Source organism: Tepidicaulis marinus (genome assembly GCF_000739695.1).
GTDB lineage: Bacteria > Pseudomonadota > Alphaproteobacteria > Parvibaculales > Parvibaculaceae > Tepidicaulis > Tepidicaulis marinus.
In genome coordinates this window covers 1-20,680 of sequence record NZ_BBIO01000017.1, presented here as the reverse complement: position 1 = coordinate 20,680, position 20,680 = coordinate 1, and the positions used below count along the sequence as shown (strand labels likewise).

Genomic DNA, 20,680 nt, shown 5'->3' with positions numbered 1-20,680 from the left:
TCGTCAAACGGCGAGCTTGTAGAGTTCAGCGACGTTGTCGTGGCATATCCAATTGCGTTCCTGCTCGCTCAGATTTTTCGTGTGCTCTTCCAGCATTGCCTGCGACCAGGGCCAGGTCGAATCCGAATGCGGGAAATCGTTCGCCCACATCAAACGGCGAACATTGCACATATCCTTCATCCTGAAGGCAACCCAGTCGTCCTGGAACGTCACATAGATGTTGTCGTTGAAATAGTCGCTCGGCATCCGCTTGAGCGGCGGCGCCTTCATCCAGTAGCGATGACGCTTGTAGGCATGGTCCATGCGATACATGTAGTGCGGAACCCAGCCCGCATCGGCCTCGACGCAGACAACCTTGAGGTCGGGGAAGCGATCGAAGACACCGCCGAATATGAAAGTGCCCATCACGTCCTGGCAGCCACGAATGATCGACAGGAAGCCGTTGATACGCGGACCCCGGACCTGCCCCGAAAGACTGTCCGATTTGCCGGTCAGGATGTGGAACGAGAGTGGCATGTCGCACTCGACAGCGGTCGCCCAGACCTTGTCGTATACAGTTGAATCATAATCCTCGACGGCGGGGTTTCCGGGCATCATCACACCCTTGAAGCCCATCTCCTTCGCATGCCTGATTTCCGCAACGCCATCTTCCGGTGATCGCATGGAAACCTGCGCAAGACCGTAAAGACGGTCGGGTGCCTCAGCGCAGTATTCCTGCAGCCAACGATTATAAGCCTCGAAGCAGGCTTTCTTGTAGTCGAAGTCGGGATGGTTGCAGATCACCATTCCGACCGTCGGATAGATGAATTCGGCCGCAACGCCGTCCTTCTCCTGGTCCGCGACGCGGAATCTGGCGTCCCAGCCGCTCTTCCACAGGTCTTCGAAGGCGACGCCGTCTGTCGTGATCTCCGCCGGATCCTTGCCGGCGGCGGCCACCAGCCCCATCGGAACTGGAGACCCCATACCCTCGACGATGAAAGCATCGCCAATCTTGTCGATCCTCTGGATGCGCGGCGCGCGATCGCGGAATTTGGGATCAATGTAATCAACATAGCAATGCGGAGGTTCGGTGATGTGCGAATCCGCGGATATGGGCTTCTTGATCATTGGCGCTCTCCCAGCGTCGCATTTGGTTTCAAGGTCGCGACTCTTTATAATTTGACAATTTCTGATCATAAATCTTCGCTGGCGGCACAACCCGAGTCCAGATAAATTATATTCATGCAATCAAAAACACATATCTGTTATTCAGGGGAGACGCGAATATGACGATGGAACCGGCCCTGCTCGAAAAAAGGGGCCATATCGCGCTGATCACGCTCAACCGCCCGGAAGCACGTAACTCGTTCAGTCCGGAAATGTTGGTCCGGCTTGCCGGTCATTGGGAAGAAGTGCGCGACGACGCGAATATCCGCGTCGCCATCGTCACCGGCGCCGGAGACAAGGCGTTTTGTTCGGGCGCCGATCTCGGGCAACTCATCCCGCTCATAAATGGCGCACGCAAACCGCAAAACGAATGGGACCAGAAAATTCTGGACGATCCGAATATCCTGGCCAAAGGCCTGTTGCGCACATTCGATGTGACAAAGCCGGTCATCGCCGCGATCAACGGCTTTGCCGTCGCAGGCGGGATGGAGCTGGCGCAAGGAACGGACATGCGTATCGCCGCGGATACGGCAAAGCTCGGCGTGCAGGAGGTCAAATGGGCGATTTTTCCGGGCGGCGGCTCAACGGTGCGTCTTCCGCGCCAGATACCTTATGCAAGGGCGATGGAACTGCTGCTCACCGGCGACCTGATCAGCGCGCAGGAGGCCTACGATCTGGGATTCCTGAATCGTGTCGTCCCCCAGAAGCAGGTGCTCGACGCAGCATTCGAACTCGCGGAGAAGATCGCCGCGAATGGGCCGATCGCCGTTCAGGCGATTCGCAAATCCGCCCGCGAATGTCTGGGACGCCCCGAGAGCGAGGCGATGGGTATGGAGTCGCGCTTCGCAGCCCCCGTGTTCAAGACCGAGGATGCCCGCGAGGGCCCCAAGGCATTCATGGAGAAGCGCAAGCCAAACTATAAGGGCCGTTGAAGCAAGAAACCGAAATCATTACCACGGGGAGACATTCCGATGCAGTTCGGCATTCAGATGGTTTTTCAGAATTTCGACAGAGCCAACTCCGGCGTAACCGACGGCCAGGTCTATGACGAGGAGATCCGTCTCGGGCTTTTGGCGGAAGAACTCGGCTTCGACGCATTGTGGCCCGTCGAGCATCATTTCGAGGACTATTCGTTTTGTCCCGACAACACCCAGTTCCTGAGTTACATGGCGGCGCGCACCAAACGCATCAAGTTGGGCACCGGCGCTGTCATCCTTCCCTGGAATGTGCCCGTTCGGATCGCGGAAAAGGTCGTCCTGCTGGATCACCTTTGCCAAGGCCGAACGCTCTTCGGGATGGGGCGCGGCCTGGCGCGCAAGGAATATGACGGCATGGGCGTGAACATGGACGAAGCCCGCCAACGCTTCGATGAAGCAAGCCCGATGATTATAGACGCTCTCGAGACCGGCTTCATCGAAGGAAGCGGCCCCTTCTATCCGCAGAAGCGGATAGAAATCCGTCCCAATCCGCGCGGCTCCTTCAAGGGGCGCATCTATCAGGTCGCCATGTCGCCGGAATCCGTTCTTCAGTGCGCGAAGGCTGGCGCGCGGATGGTGATCTTTGCTCAAAAGCCGTGGGAAGCTCAGGCCGAGGCCGTCAAGGAATACAAGGCTGCGTACAAGGCGCAGCATGGCGAAGACGCACCGCCGATCATGATATGCGACTTCACCTATTGCGACACCGATCCTGCTCGCGCGAAGGAGTTGGGACAGAAATATGTGACCAACTATCTGCTTTCGGTACTCGATCACTATGAACTGGCCGGCGAGCATTTTAAGAACGCCAAGGGCTACGAGTCCTACGCCCAGGCCGTCGACGCCATTCGCGCGCTCGGCAAGGATGGAATGGCCAAGACCTACCTCGATGTCACTGCCTGGGGGACGCCCAAGGAAATCGTCGAGAAGTTCGAATATCGCAAATCGCTTCTGGGCGAATTCGACATCAATCCCTGCTTCCTTTTCGGTGGCATGAGCTACGAGGAAGCAGCCGAAAGCATGCGTTCGTTTGCCAGACACGTCATACCGGCCCTGAGAAAGAGCAGCAAACGCAAGGTGGCTTGACGCGTCCGCTTCTGGAAGCCTCGTGGCGGTCTGGTCCATGAATTCGGCGACGACCCGGCTTGTCGTCGATGTCTTGGTAACGGCGATCTGGCGGCGTGGAAAGCCGGATGCGCCGATGCATTTCTCCGATCACAGGGATGCATGCTCGATGAGCCGGTCTGGAAATTGCCGGGACAGTGCAGCGATGGCGAGCGCCTCTCCTCGCTTAAGATCGAAGGCGTGGCCCGCAAGATTGACCACACAAGAGACCGGGTCTGGGCCGACGCATCGGATGGCATCGAACACTTCTATGATCTCCTGCGCCGGCACTCGACGCTCGGGTATCTGAGCCCATGGAGTTCGAAAAGAAGATTCTGTTAGCTTAACTCGACATCTGCGAGACCGGCAGCAGCCCAGTCCGCCGTCCGCGTTCCCTGCTGGCCGACAGGGCCTACGACGCCAAAAACCTGCGCGATGAACTCGCCCTGCGCCGCATCAAGGCCGGGATCCCGCCCAACCCGACCCGCAAGCATCCGCATCGTGACAACACGAACGCCTACAAGGGCTACAACGTCATCGAGCGTATGTTCTGCCGCGGCGGTTCAGGTACGCGGCGAAATTCGCGCGGAATTTGATCCGGTCGAAGCAGCGCGATGCATGTTCGCCGCCCGCTGTCAGCAGCCGCAAACCTGGCTGGGCTCTGATGTCAGCCACAGTGCCCTCAAGAATGACATGCATGTACTGCTCAAATTCGCGATCGACGGAATGTTCATAGACGGCACACGCAAGATAGAACCCTCACGAAATAAACAAACTTCGCAGGCCGGAAAAGACGATAACAGGGCTGTTATGCTGATACCCGGGAAGAGCGGCGCCGTCGAAGGCAAATGATTTTGTTTGATTCAGCGTTCCAACGCTGCCGACTTTCGGGATCAGCACGAAGACGAGGTTCGGGTCGGGGAGATCCATCTCGACCCAAGGGGCAGTCGACGCCCGTCTTTCAAGGGGAGGATCGGGGGAGGAACCTCGAAATCCGCACGCCGACTGCGACTAGTGCTGACCGTCGGGTATTCTCAACATGAGACCGTCGAGATCGTCGGTCATTGTGATCTGGCAAGCAAGGCGGCTGTTTTCCGTCGAACCTTCGGCAAATTGTAGCAAGTTGGCTTCCATGCCGCCCGGCTCGGCCATGCCGGCCCGGGACATCCAGGCGGCATCGACATGCACATGGCAGGTCGCGCAGGCGCATTCGCCCCCGCAATCGCCGTCGATGCCCGGCACACCGTTGTTGACCGCGGCGTCCCTCGCAGTCGTGCCACTCTTGACCGCGATAGGATATTCAGCGCCGTCCGGCTCGATGAAAATGACTGTGGGCATATTTTTCTCTTTTCGATCATGCTGGATGAAACGGCGAGTGGAGCGTTCGTTTTCGCGATGAATCGGGGGCGCCGCTCCGTCGCGAACTAATGCCCGCGCAGCTTCACCGGCAGACGGGTGAACCCGCGGATGAAGTTGGACAGCGTTCTCTCGGGCGCGCCGACGACCTCCACCTTGCTGAAACGCTTCAGGATTTCTTCCCAGATGATGCGCAACTGCAACTCCGCCACGCGGTTCCCCATGCAGCGATGGACGCCGAAACCGAAGGAAAGATGGTGACGGGAATTCGGGCGGTCGATAATGAACTCGTTCGGGCGGTCAATTACCTCGTCGTCCCGGTTTCCCGAGAGGTACCACATAACGACTTTGTCGCCCTTTCTGATCTTCTTGCCACCGATTTCGGCGTCCATGAGTGCCGTCCGACGCATATGCGTCAGCGGCGTCTGCCAGCGGATGATCTCGGGGATCATTTTCGGGATGAGGCCTGGATCGGCCATGAGCTTGCGGTATTCGGCCGGGTTCTGATTAAGGGCGAGCACCCCGCCGCTGATGGAATTGCGCGTGGTGTCGTTACCGCCGACGATCAGGAGAATCAGGTTGCCCAGAAATTCGAGATACGGCATGTCCCGCGTCGCGGGCGAATGCACCATCATCGAGATCAGATCGGGCTTCGGCGGCTCGTTGGCCCGCTTGTCCCAAAGGCCCTTGAAGTATTGCGCACAATCGAGGAGCTCCTCGCGGCGCTGCTCAAACGAAGAAACCACGCCCGTCTCCGGCGTCGCGGTCGCAACATCCGACCAGCGAGTGAGCTTGCGCCGCTCCTCCCAGGGGAAGTCGAACAGTGTCGCCAGCGTCATCGTCGTAAGCTCGATGGAAACCCGGTCAACCCAGTCGATCTCCTCGCCGACGGGAAGCGAATCGAGAATAAACCCCGCGCGCTCGCGGATGATGGGCTCCAGCAGAACAAGGTTGGACGGGGCGACAGCCGGACTGACTGCCTTGCGCTGAGCGTCATGCTTGGGCGGATCCATCGCAATGAACATCTCAAGTTCAAGCGACGCTTCGCCGCTTTGCATGTCCTGCAGGGTGATACCACCAAGTTTAGACTCCGAGGAGAACGTCTGGTGGTTCACTTCGACCTGCATGATGTCGTTGAATTTCGTTACCGACCAGTAAGGGCCATAGGCGCTCTCGGGGCAATAATGGACGGGGTCTTCCCGCCGCAGCCGTGTGAAGTAGCTCCCGATCGTGTCGCTTTGAAAGAGCTTTGGATCGCTGACATCCATCTGAGAAAGCGGGACCGTCGAAGCCGGATCTCTAGTCAATGTGTCGGTCGTCATCTCTCCGTCCTCCCGATCGACAGCTACGCGGCATCCCCCCGTCATGGCGCATGCAATCTTTTGTGTAATTCATTATAATAAATCATATGGACGATTCAGCGTCAAACGCTTTTGTCCTGCAGGCGCTCCCAAAAACCGGCAGCGAGGCTGCCGCAGATCCATCAATCCAAGACGAATCCCTCATAATCCTTGGCCGCAACGGTATTGCACCGGTCCATATACATGGGCACGCCGGGGAAATTCAGAAGCTGACGCGGCTTCCCGGGAACGTTGGCACCCATGTACCAGGAATCGGCCCGGGGAAAGAGCGTCATGTCGGCGATGGCGTTCAGGAACTGCGTCCATTCTTCCTCCGCTTGAGCGGTCGCCTCGATCCGCCGCTTGTTATTCTCGCGCATATGTTTGAGGCAACCGACGACCCACTCACCCTGCAATTCGGCGCATGTCGGGCCGTTGCAGAATCCGGAAGGACTCTGCGGACCGTAAAGAAAAAGCATGTTCGGGAATCCCGACGTCGCGAAACCGAGATAAGTACGCGCGCCTTCGGTCCATCTTTCCTTGAGCGTCACACCGCCCGTCCCGCGTATATCGATCTGTGTCAACCCGCCGGTCACGGCGTCGAATCCCGTCGCCAGAACAAGCATATCGAGTTCAACCAGACCATCTGCCGTGCGCACGCCTTCGGGAACTATTTCCGCGATGGGCGTCTCGCGCACATCGATCAGGCTGACGTTGTCCTGATTGAACACTTCGTAATACCACTGCTCCAGCGAAGGCCGCTTGACGCCGAAGGGATGTGGCGGCTCCATCGGCGCGAGTTTGTCGGCCAATGCCGGATCCTTGATCCGGGCGCGGGTCTTGTCGCGCCAGAAATCGTACATGGTACGATTTGCTTCCTCATTCGTCAGGATGTCAGAAAATCCACCAATCCAGTAGTGGAAGCCGCCTTTCTGCCAAAGCCTTTCATAAAGCGCGCAGCGCTCTTCCGGCGGCACTTCCAGCGCGGACCTTTCGTCCCTCAGGATGTCGAATCCGCCAAACGTCTCCCGCCGTACACGGAATATCTCCGGATAATCGGCCTTCATCCGCTGCTGCGTCTCGACATCGAGCTTGCGCTGCTGCATCGGCAGAGCGAGGATCGGCGTGCGCTGGAACACCGTCAGATGTGCCGCATCCTTGCTGGCTTCCTGTACCACCTGAACGCCGCTCGCTCCGGTTCCCACGACGCCAACCCGCTTGCCCGTGAAACTGGCGCCTTCCTGAGGCCACAATCCCGTGTGAAATGATTCTCCCGCGAAGCTTTCAAGACCCTTGTAGTTCGGAATATAGGGTTTCGACGCAAAACCTGTGCAAAGGATAAAGAACCGGGCGCGCACTACGGCGCCATCGGTCGTGCGGATGACCCATTGATCGCGCGCTTCGTCGAATTCCGCCGCGCAGACGCGCGTGCCAAATCTTATGTCACGGCTGAGATCGAGTTTTTTGTCGACGTAGTGGAAGTAGCGGCGCAGCTCGTCCCAAGCCGGAAACCTCTCGGTCCAGTTCCAGTCGCGCCATAATTCCTCGATCGAAAATTCATAAATCGGGACATGAGAATCGACCCGCGCGCCAGGATAGCAGTTCCAGTACCAGATGCCCCCCATGTCGGCACCGGCCTCAAACAGGCGCACTTTGAAACCTTCTTGCCGCAAGCGGTGAAGCTGATAAATGCCGTTGAATCCCGCTCCGACAATGAGGGCATCCAATACTTCGGCATCATCATCTTTTTGTTTTTGCGTCTGGCTGGATTGTACCGAACTCATGGAAACCACATCCCTTCATATCCCCCGCCGCGAAGCGGTCAGTGTCGTTATCTAAACCATATTCTGTCGCAAGCAATCTTTCTCGCAACGCCGGTAGAGGGGTGCGATGCCTAAGCGGGCCTTGGATCACGAATGAGAACGGTGCCCTGGGCCGCACAACAGGCTCGGCCCTCGTTCGTCACGTCAATACGGACCACCGCAGTCGATTTTGTCATCGCAATCAGTTCGGCCACCGCTGTCACCTTACCCGAAGATACCGGCGCCAGCAGATTGAGCTTAAACTCCGTCGTGGCCGCCCACTGCCCTTTCCGCATATGCGGATAGCAAACGCAGCCGAGAACATGGTCGCACATCGCAGCCAGCACCCCACCATGCATGTTTCCGATCGGCGTCAACAGCCGGTCGGAAACTTCCATCTCGGCAGTGAGCTTGCCCGGCTCGATATGCGTGATGCGGACTCCCAGAAATTCGGGCAACCCTTTCATTGAATTGCTGGCGTTTATGAAGCCCTCTGCGATCTCCCGGTTGAACTCCGGCAGTTTTGCAACAATTGTCATTTCGTTTTCTCCGAACCTTCAATAAATGATCCCCAGGGCGCGCAGCCGAGGCTTACAGATAGGCGTTTGCGCTGCTCAACGAGCTCTGGGCATCTTTCACGAGATCGGCCATGACTTCTGCAGCCGGCTTTACCTTGTGAATGAGGCCCATGCCCTGCCCTGCGAAACCGGGAGCGATGTCTTTCCGCTTTACCGCCGCCGCCGCCGCCAGAACCGGCATCGCTACCATAGGCTGGAACGGCATGGGCAACGGCTCCAGCCCCGCCTCGGCAAAAGCCTCGGACCACTTGTTGCGAATGATCCGGGCCGGCTTTCCGGTGACCGTTCGAGAAACAAGTGTGTCACCGTCACCCGACTCGACAATCGCTTCCTTCTGGAAGTCCTCGATGCCCGCCTCGTCGGTCGCGAGAAACGCCGTACCGATCCAGGCACCTTCGGCGCCGAGCATCATTGCAGCCGCGATCCCGCGCCCGTCGGAAATGCCGCCCGCGCCGAGCACGGGAATGCGGCCCGCAACCGCATCGACAACCTGCGGGATGAGCGCCATCGTTCCGACAGGTGAATTGTGCCCGCCTCCGTCATGGCCTTGCGCGACGATCAGATCGATGCCGGAATTGACCACCTGCAGTGCATGCTTTACCGCGCCGACAACTGCCATCACCTTGGTGCCGTTGGCGTGGAGCCGATCAAGCCAAGGACCTGGATTGCCAAGACCCGCCGCATAGACAGGAACCCGCTCCTCAACAATGACTTCCATTTGCGCTTCGAAGAATTCTTTCGAAAAAAGAGGCGCGTTCGATTTGGACGACCGGTGAGCTTCCTCGGATTCCCGCTGTCTCGATTTCAACGGCGGTATCTTTTCTTTCTTTAGAAAATCTTGCGCGAATTTTTGGTACTCAGGCAGCAGATCCATCGGAGACGGACCGGCCTTGCCTTTGTAGGCTTCCCTACGCACGGAGGCTGGTAGCAGGGTGTCCACACCAAATGGCTTGTCTGTCAATGATCGCGTTTCGCGAATCCATTCGCGCAACTGATCGGGAGAACAAGCAGCCGCACCAAGCACACCAAGACCGCCCGCATTCGATACTGCCGCCGCAAGCCGTGGAACGCTCGCGCCGCCCATACCGGCCAGCAAGATCGGGTATTTAATACCCAGAATATCACATACTCGACTATGCAGAGTCATAGATAACCTCCCATGGGGCGACTTCGTTGGCCGCGTTATTTATGATCATAAATTAGCGACGCCAGAGGAGCGGCGCAAGTGTCGCAAAAACGACATCGAAATCGCGAACACTCGCCTAGCGTTTCCGTCGGGGAACCCGCGACACACTCAGGTCGTCCGCATCCTGCCAACGCACGATTTTGGACATAATGTCGGGATGACGAGCTTCCAGATACTTGTCGGATCGGCTTATGAACCGGGACATTTCGGTGAAAGCGAGGTCTGGATTGCGATCTTCAATCGCCTTGAGAAGTCGTCCGTACGCCTTGATCTGATAGTCACGCTCACCCTCTGTATAAGTTATGCCAACTTCCGACGCATTCGTAATGTTGTGAAGCGAACTGATCAAGAATCCGATCAAGGGATTGCCCGACGCCCATGCAAGCACATCGTGGAAACGCCTGTTCTCCTCCGCATAGGAGTCGCAAGATACGGACAGCGTCTTCAAAGTGGCCAATGACGTGTTCAGCTTGTCGATATCCTCATCGGACGCACGCTCCGCCGCAAGCGCCGCCATGGTCGGGCCGACCGCTTGCCTCACTTCAATCAGCGAACGGAATGTGGTGCCGAGAAACTGCAGCAGCAACGCCATTGTACTGGCAAAATCTTTCGGTCGAGGCTCCTGAACAACCGGCCCGCCGCCGGGGCCGGGCCGCAGAAAAATGATGCCCTGCAGTTCCAGAAACCTGAGCGCCTCCCGCAAAGTCGCGCGGGCCACGCCATACCGTAAGAGCATCTCCTGTTCCGGTGGCAAGCGATCTCCGACCTCGGCACCTTGCTGCTCAATGTCGTCGACAATTTGCCTCGCAACTGTGAGGGCACGCTTGCCGGACCCTTTCGGAAATCGGCTGACTCGTGAACCGGACAAGATTGCTTTCATTTCAGATACCCGCATTTTTCATTTTCAAGACCAATCTCCCCCTGATCAGGGAACGGTCGGGAGAAGCCGACTACAACACCGTCGTCGGTGTTTGCAACATCTCAGAAATTCATCATAATGGATTTTGGCCTTTAATACACACACGAAAAGCATTGGAAAAAGCGTTTGATGTCAGCAAACCGGACCTTGTTCACCCTTGCCCAAAATCTCAAAATTGCCGCTGACGCATTCGGTCCCGACCAGGCGCGGCCGGTCATGCTCGCCCATGGCGGCGGGCAGACGCGCCACGCTTGGCAAGCCTGCGGTAAAAGGTTGGGGGAAAACGGGTATTACGCCCTCTCCGTCGATTTGCGCGGGCACGGCGAAAGCGACTGGTCTCCGGACGGAGACTACAGGATGGAGCGTTTTGCGGAGGATCTCCTCGACATCGCGGACGGCTTCTCCGTGCCTCCGGTCCTGGTCGGCGCATCTCTGGGCGGCATCGCGGGCATGATCGCGCAGGGAGAATACGCAAAGGCCGGACGGCGCGGGTTTGCGGCGCTGGTCCTCGTCGACATCACCCCTCAGATGAACATGGAGGGGGTTCAGAAAATCCTCGGATTCATGGCGTCAAATCTGGAAGAAGGCTTCGCCTCGCTTGAGGAAGCAGCCGATACGATCTCGCGCTACATGCCCGGTCGGCCTCGCCCCAAAAACCTGAGCGGACTGGCAAAGAACCTTCGCCTCAGGGAAAACGGCCGCTACTACTGGCATTGGGATCCACGTTTCATCACCGGCACGCAAAAGCCGCAAGGCAGCCGCGAACCCGAACGCCTCCAGATGGCGGCACGTTCCCTGAAAATACCGACGCTCCTTGTCCGGGGCCGCGACAGCGACCTCGTGACGGTCGAAGCGGCGCGACAATTCGCCGAAATTGTTCCTCATTCCGAGTTTATCGATGTCGCAAATGCGGGCCATATGGTAGCGGGCGACAAGAACGACATATTTACAAGCGCCGTTCTGGATTTTCTGACGCGAATGGCGCCTGCCGCGAGCACATCGTAGCTCCACGGGTGGATTCATTCACGCGTGTACGTCTTCGACAGATGAAGACAACCCAAACAAATAAAGATCGAGAAGAAGAAGGGAGAAAGCCGATGTCGAATCTGATTCTTCGCAAGGACAGCGGACGTGTTTGTACGCTAACGCTCAACCGTCCGGAAACTTTGAACGCGCTCAATGTCCCGCTGTTCGAAGAATTGCGCATGCATGTAGATGCGCTTCGTGGACAGGTTCACGAGGTGGCATGCGTCATCATCACGGGCGCGGGCAAGGCTTTTTCAGCCGGCCACGACCTGAAGGACATCCAGAAAGGCGAGCGCCAGCCGGAACCGCATTTCCAGGCGAAGATCATTCAGGCGCTGGCCGAACTGCCGCAACCGGTCGTCGCCTGCATCCGTGGGCATTGCTATACTGGCGGACTGGAACTTGCGCTCGCGGCAGACATCATCATCGCTGCGCGCTCCGCCAAGTTCGGCGACACGCATAGCAAGTGGGGACTGAGCCCGCTCTGGGGCATGACGCAAAGACTGCCACGTCGCGTCGGGCTGTCGAAGGCCAAGCAGATGATGTTTACCTCCGATATTTTCACGGCGGAGGTGGCCGAGCGCATGGGGCTGGTCGACATGTGTGTCGACGATGCCGAACTGGAACAGGCGACAAATGACCTTGCTCAGCGTATCGCCGTCAATTCAACCTACAGCAATCAGGTCAACAAAAGTCTGCTGGGCGCGACCGATGGCATGACCGCCCAGGCGGGACTGGCCTACGAACTCGCGCATAGCCCCGGTGCCTGCTACGACGCGCGCGAACGGGTCGCCTCATTCGGAAAAAATGACGGCGGCCACGCGCCGCGCTGCCTTCGACCTCCTTCGATCTTATGTGGCGGGTGGACGTTTTCCACCCGCCTCATCCATGTTCAGCCCGGGATTCTTACCGACAATTCCTTATAGCCCCTGATGAAGTTGGAAAAGACCCGCTTTGGTTCGCCGACCACTTCGATCGGCTTGTCGGGCCGACGCTTCAGAATTTCTTCCCAGACGATGCGGAAATGCAACCTGACAATCCACGGGAATATGCTTATAATGATTTAATGGGAGAGAGTCGGCTAACCGGCACCCCCTATGTCACGCATTCGCAGGCTTCTGGAAACGCAATGGAGACGCCGTCATGAGTGAATCCCTGGGTGCCGATCGAGACAAGCCGATTGCGGACGCCTACGCGATCCCGCTTGAGAAGATCGATGTCAGCAATCCGGAGCTCTTCAGGGCGAATGCGATCTGGCCGTATTTCGAGCGGTTGCGCCGCGAAGATCCGGTCCATTACTGCAAGGAAAGCGAATACGGCTCGTTCTGGTCGGTGACAAAATACAAAGACATCATGCATGTCGACACCAACCACGGCATCTATTCGTCTGAAGCGACCCTGGGCGGCGTCGCCCTCCGCAATCAGGAAGAAGGTTTCTTCCTGCCCATGTTCATCATGATGGACCCGCCGAAGCACGACGCGCAGCGCAAGGTTGTGAGCCCGATCGTCGCACCCGGCAATCTGGCGAAACTCGAAAGCACGATCCGCGAGCGCGCCGGCAAAATTCTCGATTCCCTGCCCATCAATGAAACCTTTGACTGGGTGGACCGCGTGTCGATCGAGTTGACGACGCAAATGCTCGCTACCCTTTTCGATTTCCCTTGGGAAGAACGCCGGAAGCTCACCCGCTGGTCTGATGTCGCCACCGCAGGCACCGCCTTCGGCGACGAGGAGGCCGAGAAGGCCCGCAGGAATGAATTGCGCGATTGCGCCGCCTACTTCACCGAGTTGTGGAATCAGCGCGTCAACGCAACCGAGCCGGGCAACGATCTCATCACCATGCTGGCCCAAGGCGAAGCGACGAAAAACATGGGGCCGATGGAGTATCTGGGAAACATTCTTCTCCTGATCGTCGGCGGCAACGACACGACCCGCAACTCGATCACCGGCGGCCTTCTGGCCCTGAACGAGAACCCGGTTCAATACAAGAAGCTGCGGGACAACCCGGCGCTCGTCGAATCCATGGTCCCCGAAATCATTCGTTGGCAGACACCCTTGTCGCATATGCGCCGCACCGCGCTTCAGGATACGGAGCTTGGCGGCAAGCAGATCAAGAAAGGCGACAAAGTCGTCATGTGGTACGTCTCGGGAAACCGGGACGAGGAGGCAATCGAAAACGCCAACAGCTTCATCATTGACCGCAAGCACCCACGCCAGCACCTGTCCTTCGGCTTCGGCATCCATCGCTGCGTCGGCAACCGGCTGGCGGAAATGCAGCTCCGCGTCGTCTGGGAGGAAATCCTGAAACGCTGGCCCGACAAGCCGATCGAAGTGGTCGGCGAACCGACACGGGTTTTTTCAAATCTGATCAAGGGTTACTCGAGCATGCCGGTCAGAATTCCAGGCTGATGCAAAACACCGGAACGCATTTCCGGGCATCAGTCACAGGATATCGCGGGCGGGGCCGTGTCGCCGCCGCTACCTGCAAGGAGAGGGCATGCGAAAAATAGGACTTGGCATGTGCTGGAACGACCTCACCGCCGGCGAGGAGTTCCGCACCATCGGCCGGATGATCACCGAAACCGACCTGATCAATTTCATCAATACGACAGGTATGGTGGAAGTTCTCTTCACCGATGTCGAATATCTCAAGGCCCACGGCCCTATGAACGGTCGTGTGGTGTCCGAGGCGCTGGTCTATTGCATGGCGGAAGGTTTGCTCGTTCAGTCGATGATGCAGGAGACGGGCCTCGCCTTTCTTCACATGGATTTTAACGCCAACGGACCGACATTTGTCGGCGACACGATTCATGTGGAATGCGAAGTGCTTCAGGCGCGACCGACATCCAAGGGTCACGGTCTGGTGCGCACCCACAACCGGATCGTGACTCAACGGAACGAAACGGTGATCGAATATACGCCATTGCGAATGGTGGCTGGCCGGTCTGACGCCGCCCGAACATAAAACCCGGCGTCCGGCCCGTCAGCGTTCCTCGGGAAATCCCCGGCCCGCAGCAAGAGAGGCCGCCGTGCGCATGGCGCTCAGCATCATCACCGGATCGGCGATGCCCTTGCCCGCAATGTCATAGGCCGCCCCATGCGCGACCGTCACATGCAGGTAGGACGGCCCGAGGATGATGGCGCAATTGCCGGAAAAGCCCCATGTCTTGACCGCGAGGTGTCCCTGATCGTGATGTATAGCGAGAACGATGTCGTATCGACCTTCGACGCATTGCCGGAACACGGCGTCAGGACTTACTGGCCCTTCAACATCGATGCCTTCTGCCCACGCCCGCGCGACGCCGGGCGCGATGGCTTCGCAATCTTCATTTCCCATCGCGTGAGGGTTGAGACCTGCGACAACAATCTGCGGACGGGCGATCCCCCCAGTTCCGCACGGCGCCCACTATCTGCCGCAAGGCAAGCGCCACGAGATCGGGGCTGATGATTTCGCAAACGCGCCGAAGCGGAATATGGTCGGTCTGATGCGGGACGCGGAACGGTCCGATCAGTAGAACAAGATAGCTTTCGCCGGTGGGCCGGACTGGCGATGCCCGGCACCTTGCGGGCAAGTTTGAGGGAACCGTAGTTGATTGGCGCCATGACGCCAGCCGCTATGGTACCGCCGGATGCAAGGGCGCTCGTTTCGTCAAGCCACGGCGCCAACGCCTCCCTGCCGCGCACCGCGATGCGTGCACGCATTTTCAAAGCATTTCAAATCACCCGGCCGGTTCCGGATCAGAAGCACGGGTTGACGACCGATTGTCAGGGTCAGAAAGGCGCTTTCGTTGACGAGCTGGCTTTCATGGGCGAGAAACACCCAACTGCGCTCAAAGATGTGCTTCATCTCGAGATCGAACAATTCAGGATCAGTGAATATGGCGCGGTCGAGCATGAAGCGACCGCTCGATGGGTCCTCGACAAGACACGAATCGAGATCGTGGCGAATGCGGTTGAATGAGTTGCTCACAGCGGATGTACTCATAGCGCTTCCTTCCTCGCCGTTTGGCCGGCCACAAGACCGGCACGCGATTGTTTTTCCACCCCAGCGACAACCCTCCTTCGACCTTCAACGAATCAGGAGTCCGTCGCATCGCAACGCATCATATGGTCGTGTAGCCTCCGTCAACGACAACCTCGGAGCCGGTCATATAAGAGGACTCATCGGATGCCAAAAACAGGACCGCATAGGAAACCTCGACGGGTTCGGCCGGCCGACCAATAAGCGTGGCGCTCAAGACCTGTTTGGCGACATCCGCATCGCCGAGAAGATCCTTGGTCATATTTGTGCGAATGATTCCGGGGTGTACGGAATTCACACGAATCTTGAAAGGCGCATAATCCACAGCCGTCGATTTTGTCAGCAGGCGAACGGCACCCTTCGATGCCTGATACGCCGCCGTGGCAGGCGCGCCAATCAGTCCGTAGATCGAGGAAATATTGACGATCGAACCACCGCCAGCCGCCTTCATCGCGGGTAATATATACTTCGTACCATAGAATACGCTTTTTACATTGACGTCGAGAACACGTGCGAAGTCTTCATTCGAGGTGTCTTGGACAGCAGAAAAAACGAGAATACCGGCATTGTTCACAAGGATGTCGACGCGTCCGAAAGTGGACATCGCCTCCTGTGAAATCCGTTCCCAATCCGAGACGCTCGACACATCGTGTTTGAAAAATCGCGCCTGCCCACCGTGATCGTTAATCTCCTCGACCACGGCGTTGCCGCCCTTCTCGTCCATGTCGGTCACGATCAGCGTTGCGCCCTCGCGCGCAAGCAGCAAGGCGTGGGAACGCCCCATGCCGTTGGCGCCGCCCGTCACAAAGGCGATTTTCCCGTCTACCCGTCCCATGCAGTCCTCCCGTTGCAGATGCCGCGCCGTCTCCGGCGCAGTCACTCAAGTTGTCGTCTAGGCAACCCCAAGCTCGCGCTTTGCGAAATCGGTAACGCTCTTGTAGTCGGCCTTGCCGTTCGACGCGCGAAGAGGCACGGCGCCAACCAGAATGCGCTTGGGCGTTTTGTAGCCAGCGAGATGCGAGCGGACGTGCTTGCGCAAATCCTCTTCGTCGAACTTCGCGCCGCTCGCCAGCATGACGATGCCGGTGACCGCCTGACCCCATTTCTGGTCGGGCACACCGACGACAAGCGCATCCTCGACGGCGGGATGCGTCTTCAGAATTTCCTCGATCTCCTCCGGGTAGACCTTCTCGCCCGCCGTGTTGATGCAGACGCTGCCGCGTCCCAGCAATGTCAGGCTGCCGTCTTTTTCCACAACGCACCAGTCGCCGGGAATGGAATAGCGGGCCCCGGCGATGGTCTTGAAGGTCTTGGCGGTCTTTTCCGGATCCTTGTAATAGCCAACGGGAATCGGCCCACCCAGGGCGATGATGCCCGGCTTGCCGCTGCCGGGTTCGACCGGCTGATCGTTTTCATCGAACACGCGGCACCGGCCGCCGATCTGGAACTTGGCGGTCTTGACCTCGCCGGCGCTCGTCATGATCGAACTGCCAAAACCCAGTCCCTCCGAGGCGCCGAAGGAATCCATCAGGATGACATTCGGCAAATGCCTGAGCAGGCCGCGCTTCACTTCCGTGCTCCACATAACACCGGAAGAAACAATCGAGACGACGCTGGCCAAGTTGTATTTGCCCGGCGCCTCGTCGAGCGCCGCCAGCATCGGCCGGGCGAAAGCGTCGCCGACGATCGCCAGCGAATTGACACCACGGCGCGAAACCACCGACCAGAGTTCATGCGCGTCGAGGGTCGGGCTCTCCAGCGTAACGATGCAGCCGCCGCTCATCATATTGCCGATAGCCGTAATGAAGCCGGTGCCATGCATCAGCGGGCAGGCAGGCATCGCCTTGGGGCCCGGACCGGAAGTCTTGATAAATTCGACCAACGCAGGAAGTGTCTCCGGGATCGGGCCCAGCGCTCGAAGCGTCGTAAGCTGAGCTTCGCGCATGTCGTCGTGGCGCCACATGACGCCTTTGGGCATGCCCGTCGTGCCACCCGTATAGATAAACAGTAAATCGTCCGGAGACCGCTCGATGCCGAGCGGCGCGCCATCTCCGCCAGTGACGATCTTTTCGTAATTTTCCGCGAAGGGCGCGGCGGATCCGTTTTCGTTCACCTCAATGAAAGTGACGACTTTCGTCAGCCGGTCTTTCAGTTCGACGATGATGTCCCGGAACTCGGAACCGTAAACGACCGTTTGCGCGTCGGAGTCATCGAAGATGTAGAAAACTTCGTCCGCCTTGTAGCGGTAGTTGATGTTGACATGGACGAGACGGCTCTTGAAGCAGGCCGCCATGGTCTCGACATATTCGGGCCGGTTTCGCATATAGAACGCGACCTTGTCGCCGGGCCTGGCTCCGCGCGCGATAAGCGCGTGCCCGAGATTGTTGGACCTCCGTGTCGTCTCTCCCCATGTGATCACCCGATCACCATGAATTAGGGCAGGCGCATCCTGCGGTAAAACCGCCGAGATACTGTCGAGAATGTCGCCGAAATTCCACGCCATATAATCCTCCCTGAAAAATCCGGTCCTCGGGGGTCGGCTTTTTTTTGCGATCAAGCCGTTCCGTCCTTAACCGTCCGTTGTCTTAACCGTCCGTTGTCTCAACCGACCCGTCGCCGGACGTTCCGGCAGGAAGTCAAACCCGCCGGAATGCCGTTTGACGAAAATTCCGCATCATGCGGACGTGAACACCGGCAGCGCATATCCGTCTTCGGCCTCGTTGAATTTGACCTTGACTTTCTGTCCGATGCTAATCTTGTCGATTTCGCAATCGACGATATTCGTGAGCATCGAAACCCCTTCGTCAAGCGTTACATAAGCGATGACATAAGGCGGCTTGGCCTGCCTCGTGACCGAATAGCTGTAGATCACGCCATTGCCCGAAGCCTCGACGAATGCCGTGTCCTCCGAGAAGCAATGCGGGCAAATCGTCCGCGGATAGTAATGCGCCTTGCCGCAGGCGTTGCAAGTCCGGATCAGGAGTTGCCCCTTGGCGGCACCTTCCCAATAGGGCTTGCTCTCGGAATTGGCCACAAGATTGATCTTGTTTTTCTGCTCGGTGCTCATGCGTCTTCATTCCCCAAAATAACGGTTGCGCTGCCCATACGCGATCCCAGAAGCCCGCCGGTTCCATGCGCCAGTGCAATATCGCAGTTGCGAACCTGAACCTTCGGATGAGCCTCACCGCGAACCTGACGAACCGCTTCAAGAACCTTGGTCATGCCGCCGCGATTGCCCGGATGATTGTTGCACAATCCCCCGCCATCCGTATTGAAGGGCAACTTGCCGACGCCGGAAATCAGATTGCCGTCCGAGACGAACTTCCCGCCCTCGCCTTTTTTGCAGAAACCCAGATCTTCGAGCGTTTCCAGCACTGTAATAGTGAAAGAATCATAGATGGAGGCGTATTTAATGTCGGCGGTCGTGACACCGGCTTCAGCGAACGCTTTGGGCCCGCTCCAACGCGCGCCGGAATAGGTCAGATCGACCTGGCCCGCCGCGAGATGCTTGGGTGCCTCACCGGCACCGAGAACCTTGACGCGGGTACGCTTCAGCGACTTCGCCACTTCCGGGCTCACCATCACAATGCCGCCGCCGCCGTCGGTGATGACGCAACAGTCGAGCCTGTGCAATGGATCGGCAATCATCGGCGAATTGACGACATCCTCCACGGTCACAACGTCGCGGAGCCTGGCATGTTCATTGTACTGGGCGTGATGGGATGCGGCGACCTTGATCCATGCGAGTTGCTCGCTGGTAGTGCCGTATTCGTACATATGCCGCATCGCACACATGGCGTACATATTCGTGACGTTGGGGCCATAGGGCATTTCGAACGGAAAGTCCGGCGCTTGCTGGTTGTAGTAACGGACGGGCTTACCTTCTTTCGCGTCGGCAACCGGCCTGCCTGCCAGTGTGATCAGCGCCACATTGCAATGCCCCGCGGCGATGGCCTGCGCTGCGTGATTGACATGGACGATGTAGGAAGACCCGCCGGTCTCCGTGCTGTCCATATGACGCACATTGTTGAGGCCCATATATTCGATCATGTTGATCGGGCCCAACCCCGGTGCGTCGCCGGCGCAGAAATATGCGTCAACATCGTCCTTTGAAAGACCAGCGTCCGCCAGCGCGCCCTTCGCGATCTCGGCATGAAGTTGCGGCAGCGTCTTGTCCAGCGCCGCGCGGCACGGATGCTCGTAGATTCCGACTATATAGGACTTTCCGTTGATACCCATCTCTATCCCTTATCATGATTTTCTTATTGCTTAGCGCATTCATGGGGGATACGTCCACCCCGTCCACGAAAGACGGAAGCGTCGGTTATGGCCGATCGGAAGGACATGTCGAGCGAGGGAGGGACGGATGGGGGACGTGACGTGAGCCCCGCAAACTCCTCCAAAAATAGGTAGAGTCCGTCGAGAAGAAGGAGACGGACGATGAAGCGATCGAGGTTCACGGAAGAGCAGATCATCGCGATCCTGCGGGAGCGGGAGTCTGGCGTGAAGACGGCTGATGTCTGCCGCAAGCATGGGATCAGCGAAGCGACCCTCTACAAGTACAAGGCGAAGTATGGTGGCATGGCGTCTCGGAAGCCCGCCGGCTGAAGGTCCTTGAAGACGAGAACGCCCGGCTGAAGAAGCTTCTGGCCGAAGCCATGCTGGACAACACCATGTTGAAGGATATCGCTTCAAAAAAATGGTAGCGCCCGGAGCCAGGCGGGAAGCCGTGGCTCACCTGTGCAAGGAGCACGGCGTGAGCCAGCGCCGGGCGTGTTCCGTCATCGGAGCCGACCGCAGTTCGGTCAGGCAACATTCGCATCGCCCGAATGATGGAGATATCCGCGAGCGTTTGTGGGAGCTGGCCGCTGAGCGCCGCCGGCTCGGCTATCGCCGCCTTCATATCCTGCTGGCGCGGGAAGGAGTGAGGCTGAACCACAAGAAGCTGAGACGGCTCTACTGGGAAGAACGCCTCCAGGTGCGACGCCGGGGCGGGCGCAAGAGAGCTCTTGGGACACGGGCGCCGCTGACCTTGCCACAAGGACCAGACCAGCGGTGGTCGCTGGACTTTCTCAGCGACACGCTGACGGACAGCCGCCGCTTCCGGATCCTGGCCGTGGCCGATGACTACACGCGTGAGTGCCTCTGCCTCGTGGCGGACACCTCGCTCTCGGGCATGCGTGTCGCCCGCGAACTCGATGTTCTCATCCATCGCCGGGGCAAGCCGA

20 protein-coding genes and 2 pseudogenes are annotated in these 20,680 nt (G+C 58.3%); 9 read left to right on the top strand and 13 right to left on the bottom strand.

From position 1 onward, the window contains the following. Positions 1-3: 3 nt before the first annotated feature. On the bottom strand, positions 4-1,107 hold the full coding sequence (locus tag M2A_RS13940; RefSeq protein WP_045448713.1) for an amidohydrolase family protein: 1,104 nt from the start codon (positions 1,105-1,107) through the stop codon (positions 4-6). 158 nt (positions 1,108-1,265) lie between these two features. On the opposite strand from M2A_RS13940, the gene M2A_RS13935 reads away from it, so the two are divergent. The 4 genes and pseudogenes from M2A_RS13935 to M2A_RS13925 all read left to right on the top strand — a co-directional run bounded on the left by M2A_RS13935 (position 1,266) and on the right by M2A_RS13925 (position 4,076). Beyond that, positions 1,266-2,078, top strand: a complete 813-nt coding sequence (locus M2A_RS13935) for an enoyl-CoA hydratase-related protein (protein ID WP_045448711.1) — start codon at positions 1,266-1,268, stop codon at positions 2,076-2,078. 39 nt (positions 2,079-2,117) lie between these two features. Further along, on the top strand, positions 2,118-3,206 hold the full coding sequence (locus tag M2A_RS13930; protein WP_045448710.1) for an LLM class flavin-dependent oxidoreductase: 1,089 nt from the start codon (positions 2,118-2,120) through the stop codon (positions 3,204-3,206). A gap of 22 nt (positions 3,207-3,228) precedes the next feature. Next, positions 3,229-3,571, top strand: a pseudogene (locus M2A_RS18415) (IS3 family transposase); the annotation flags it as partial. A 271-nt stretch (positions 3,572-3,842) separates the two neighbouring features. Further along, positions 3,843-4,076 carry a hypothetical protein gene (locus M2A_RS13925; protein ID WP_045448708.1) on the top strand — a complete coding sequence of 78 codons (234 nt, stop codon included), beginning with the start codon at positions 3,843-3,845 and terminating at the stop codon, positions 4,074-4,076. A gap of 159 nt (positions 4,077-4,235) precedes the next feature. Here the strand turns inward: M2A_RS13925 and M2A_RS13920 are convergent, their stop codons facing one another. The 6 genes from M2A_RS13920 to M2A_RS13895 form a co-directional block, all read right to left on the bottom strand. Beyond that, on the bottom strand, positions 4,236-4,562 hold the full coding sequence (locus M2A_RS13920; RefSeq protein ID WP_045448706.1) for a 2Fe-2S iron-sulfur cluster-binding protein: 327 nt from the start codon (positions 4,560-4,562) through the stop codon (positions 4,236-4,238). A gap of 86 nt (positions 4,563-4,648) precedes the next feature. Beyond that, positions 4,649-5,902 carry a cytochrome P450 gene (locus M2A_RS13915; RefSeq protein WP_045448704.1) on the bottom strand — a complete coding sequence of 418 codons (1,254 nt, stop codon included), beginning with the start codon at positions 5,900-5,902 and terminating at the stop codon, positions 4,649-4,651. Between the two features lie 161 nt (positions 5,903-6,063). After that, positions 6,064-7,704: a flavin-containing monooxygenase gene (locus tag M2A_RS13910; protein ID WP_045448703.1), complete on the bottom strand. Its 1,641-nt coding sequence runs from the start codon at positions 7,702-7,704 to the stop codon at positions 6,064-6,066. 110 nt (positions 7,705-7,814) lie between these two features. After that, positions 7,815-8,261, bottom strand: a complete 447-nt coding sequence (locus M2A_RS13905; RefSeq protein ID WP_045448702.1) for a PaaI family thioesterase — start codon at positions 8,259-8,261, stop codon at positions 7,815-7,817. A gap of 52 nt (positions 8,262-8,313) precedes the next feature. Then, positions 8,314-9,447, bottom strand: a complete 1,134-nt coding sequence (locus M2A_RS13900; RefSeq protein ID WP_045448700.1) for an NAD(P)H-dependent flavin oxidoreductase — start codon at positions 9,445-9,447, stop codon at positions 8,314-8,316. Positions 9,448-9,562: 115 nt separating this feature from the next. After that, positions 9,563-10,381, bottom strand: a complete 819-nt coding sequence (locus tag M2A_RS13895) for a FadR/GntR family transcriptional regulator (protein ID WP_197052951.1) — start codon at positions 10,379-10,381, stop codon at positions 9,563-9,565. Between the two features lie 240 nt (positions 10,382-10,621). Here M2A_RS13895 and M2A_RS13890 point away from each other — a divergent pair, with 240 nt between their 5' ends. The 4 genes from M2A_RS13890 (at position 10,622) to M2A_RS13875 (ending at position 14,396) form a co-directional block, all read left to right on the top strand. Beyond that, positions 10,622-11,410: an alpha/beta fold hydrolase gene (locus tag M2A_RS13890; protein WP_244444462.1), complete on the top strand. Its 789-nt coding sequence runs from the start codon at positions 10,622-10,624 to the stop codon at positions 11,408-11,410. A gap of 92 nt (positions 11,411-11,502) precedes the next feature. Continuing rightward, on the top strand, positions 11,503-12,357 hold the full coding sequence (locus M2A_RS13885; protein WP_244444461.1) for an enoyl-CoA hydratase/isomerase family protein: 855 nt from the start codon (positions 11,503-11,505) through the stop codon (positions 12,355-12,357). Positions 12,358-12,574: 217 nt separating this feature from the next. After that, positions 12,575-13,840 carry a cytochrome P450 gene (locus tag M2A_RS13880; protein WP_045448696.1) on the top strand — a complete coding sequence of 422 codons (1,266 nt, stop codon included), beginning with the start codon at positions 12,575-12,577 and terminating at the stop codon, positions 13,838-13,840. A 109-nt stretch (positions 13,841-13,949) separates the two neighbouring features. Next, a complete protein-coding gene (locus M2A_RS13875; protein ID WP_244444460.1) occupies positions 13,950-14,396 on the top strand; it encodes a MaoC family dehydratase in 447 nt (148 codons plus the stop codon). An 18-nt stretch (positions 14,397-14,414) separates the two neighbouring features. Here the strand turns inward: M2A_RS13875 and M2A_RS18215 are convergent, their stop codons facing one another. From M2A_RS18215 to M2A_RS13845, 6 genes are all read right to left on the bottom strand, one after another. Further along, positions 14,415-14,768, bottom strand: coding sequence for a 4-hydroxythreonine-4-phosphate dehydrogenase PdxA (locus tag M2A_RS18215; RefSeq protein ID WP_052379509.1), 354 nt, complete (start codon positions 14,766-14,768; stop codon positions 14,415-14,417). Between the two features lie 312 nt (positions 14,769-15,080). Further along, a complete protein-coding gene (locus M2A_RS18410) occupies positions 15,081-15,278 on the bottom strand; it encodes a Rieske 2Fe-2S domain-containing protein (protein WP_244444464.1) in 198 nt (65 codons plus the stop codon). Positions 15,279-15,534: 256 nt separating this feature from the next. After that, positions 15,535-16,287, bottom strand: a complete 753-nt coding sequence (locus tag M2A_RS13860) for a glucose 1-dehydrogenase (protein WP_045448693.1) — start codon at positions 16,285-16,287, stop codon at positions 15,535-15,537. 57 nt (positions 16,288-16,344) lie between these two features. Next, the gene (locus M2A_RS13855) at positions 16,345-17,955 is read right to left on the bottom strand and encodes an acyl-CoA synthetase (RefSeq protein ID WP_045448691.1); all 1,611 of its coding nucleotides are present in this window, start codon (positions 17,953-17,955) and stop codon (positions 16,345-16,347) included. Between the two features lie 171 nt (positions 17,956-18,126). Next, a complete protein-coding gene (locus M2A_RS13850; RefSeq protein ID WP_045448689.1) occupies positions 18,127-18,519 on the bottom strand; it encodes a Zn-ribbon domain-containing OB-fold protein in 393 nt (130 codons plus the stop codon). Then, entirely contained in the window at positions 18,516-19,691 is a 1,176-nt protein-coding gene (locus M2A_RS13845) for a thiolase family protein (protein WP_045448687.1), read from the bottom strand. The genes M2A_RS13850 and M2A_RS13845 overlap by 4 nt, the downstream gene beginning before the upstream one ends. Positions 19,692-19,892: 201 nt before the next feature. Between M2A_RS13845 and M2A_RS13835 the strand changes: the two are divergent. Continuing rightward, positions 19,893-20,680: pseudogene (locus M2A_RS13835) on the top strand (IS3 family transposase); the annotation flags it as partial.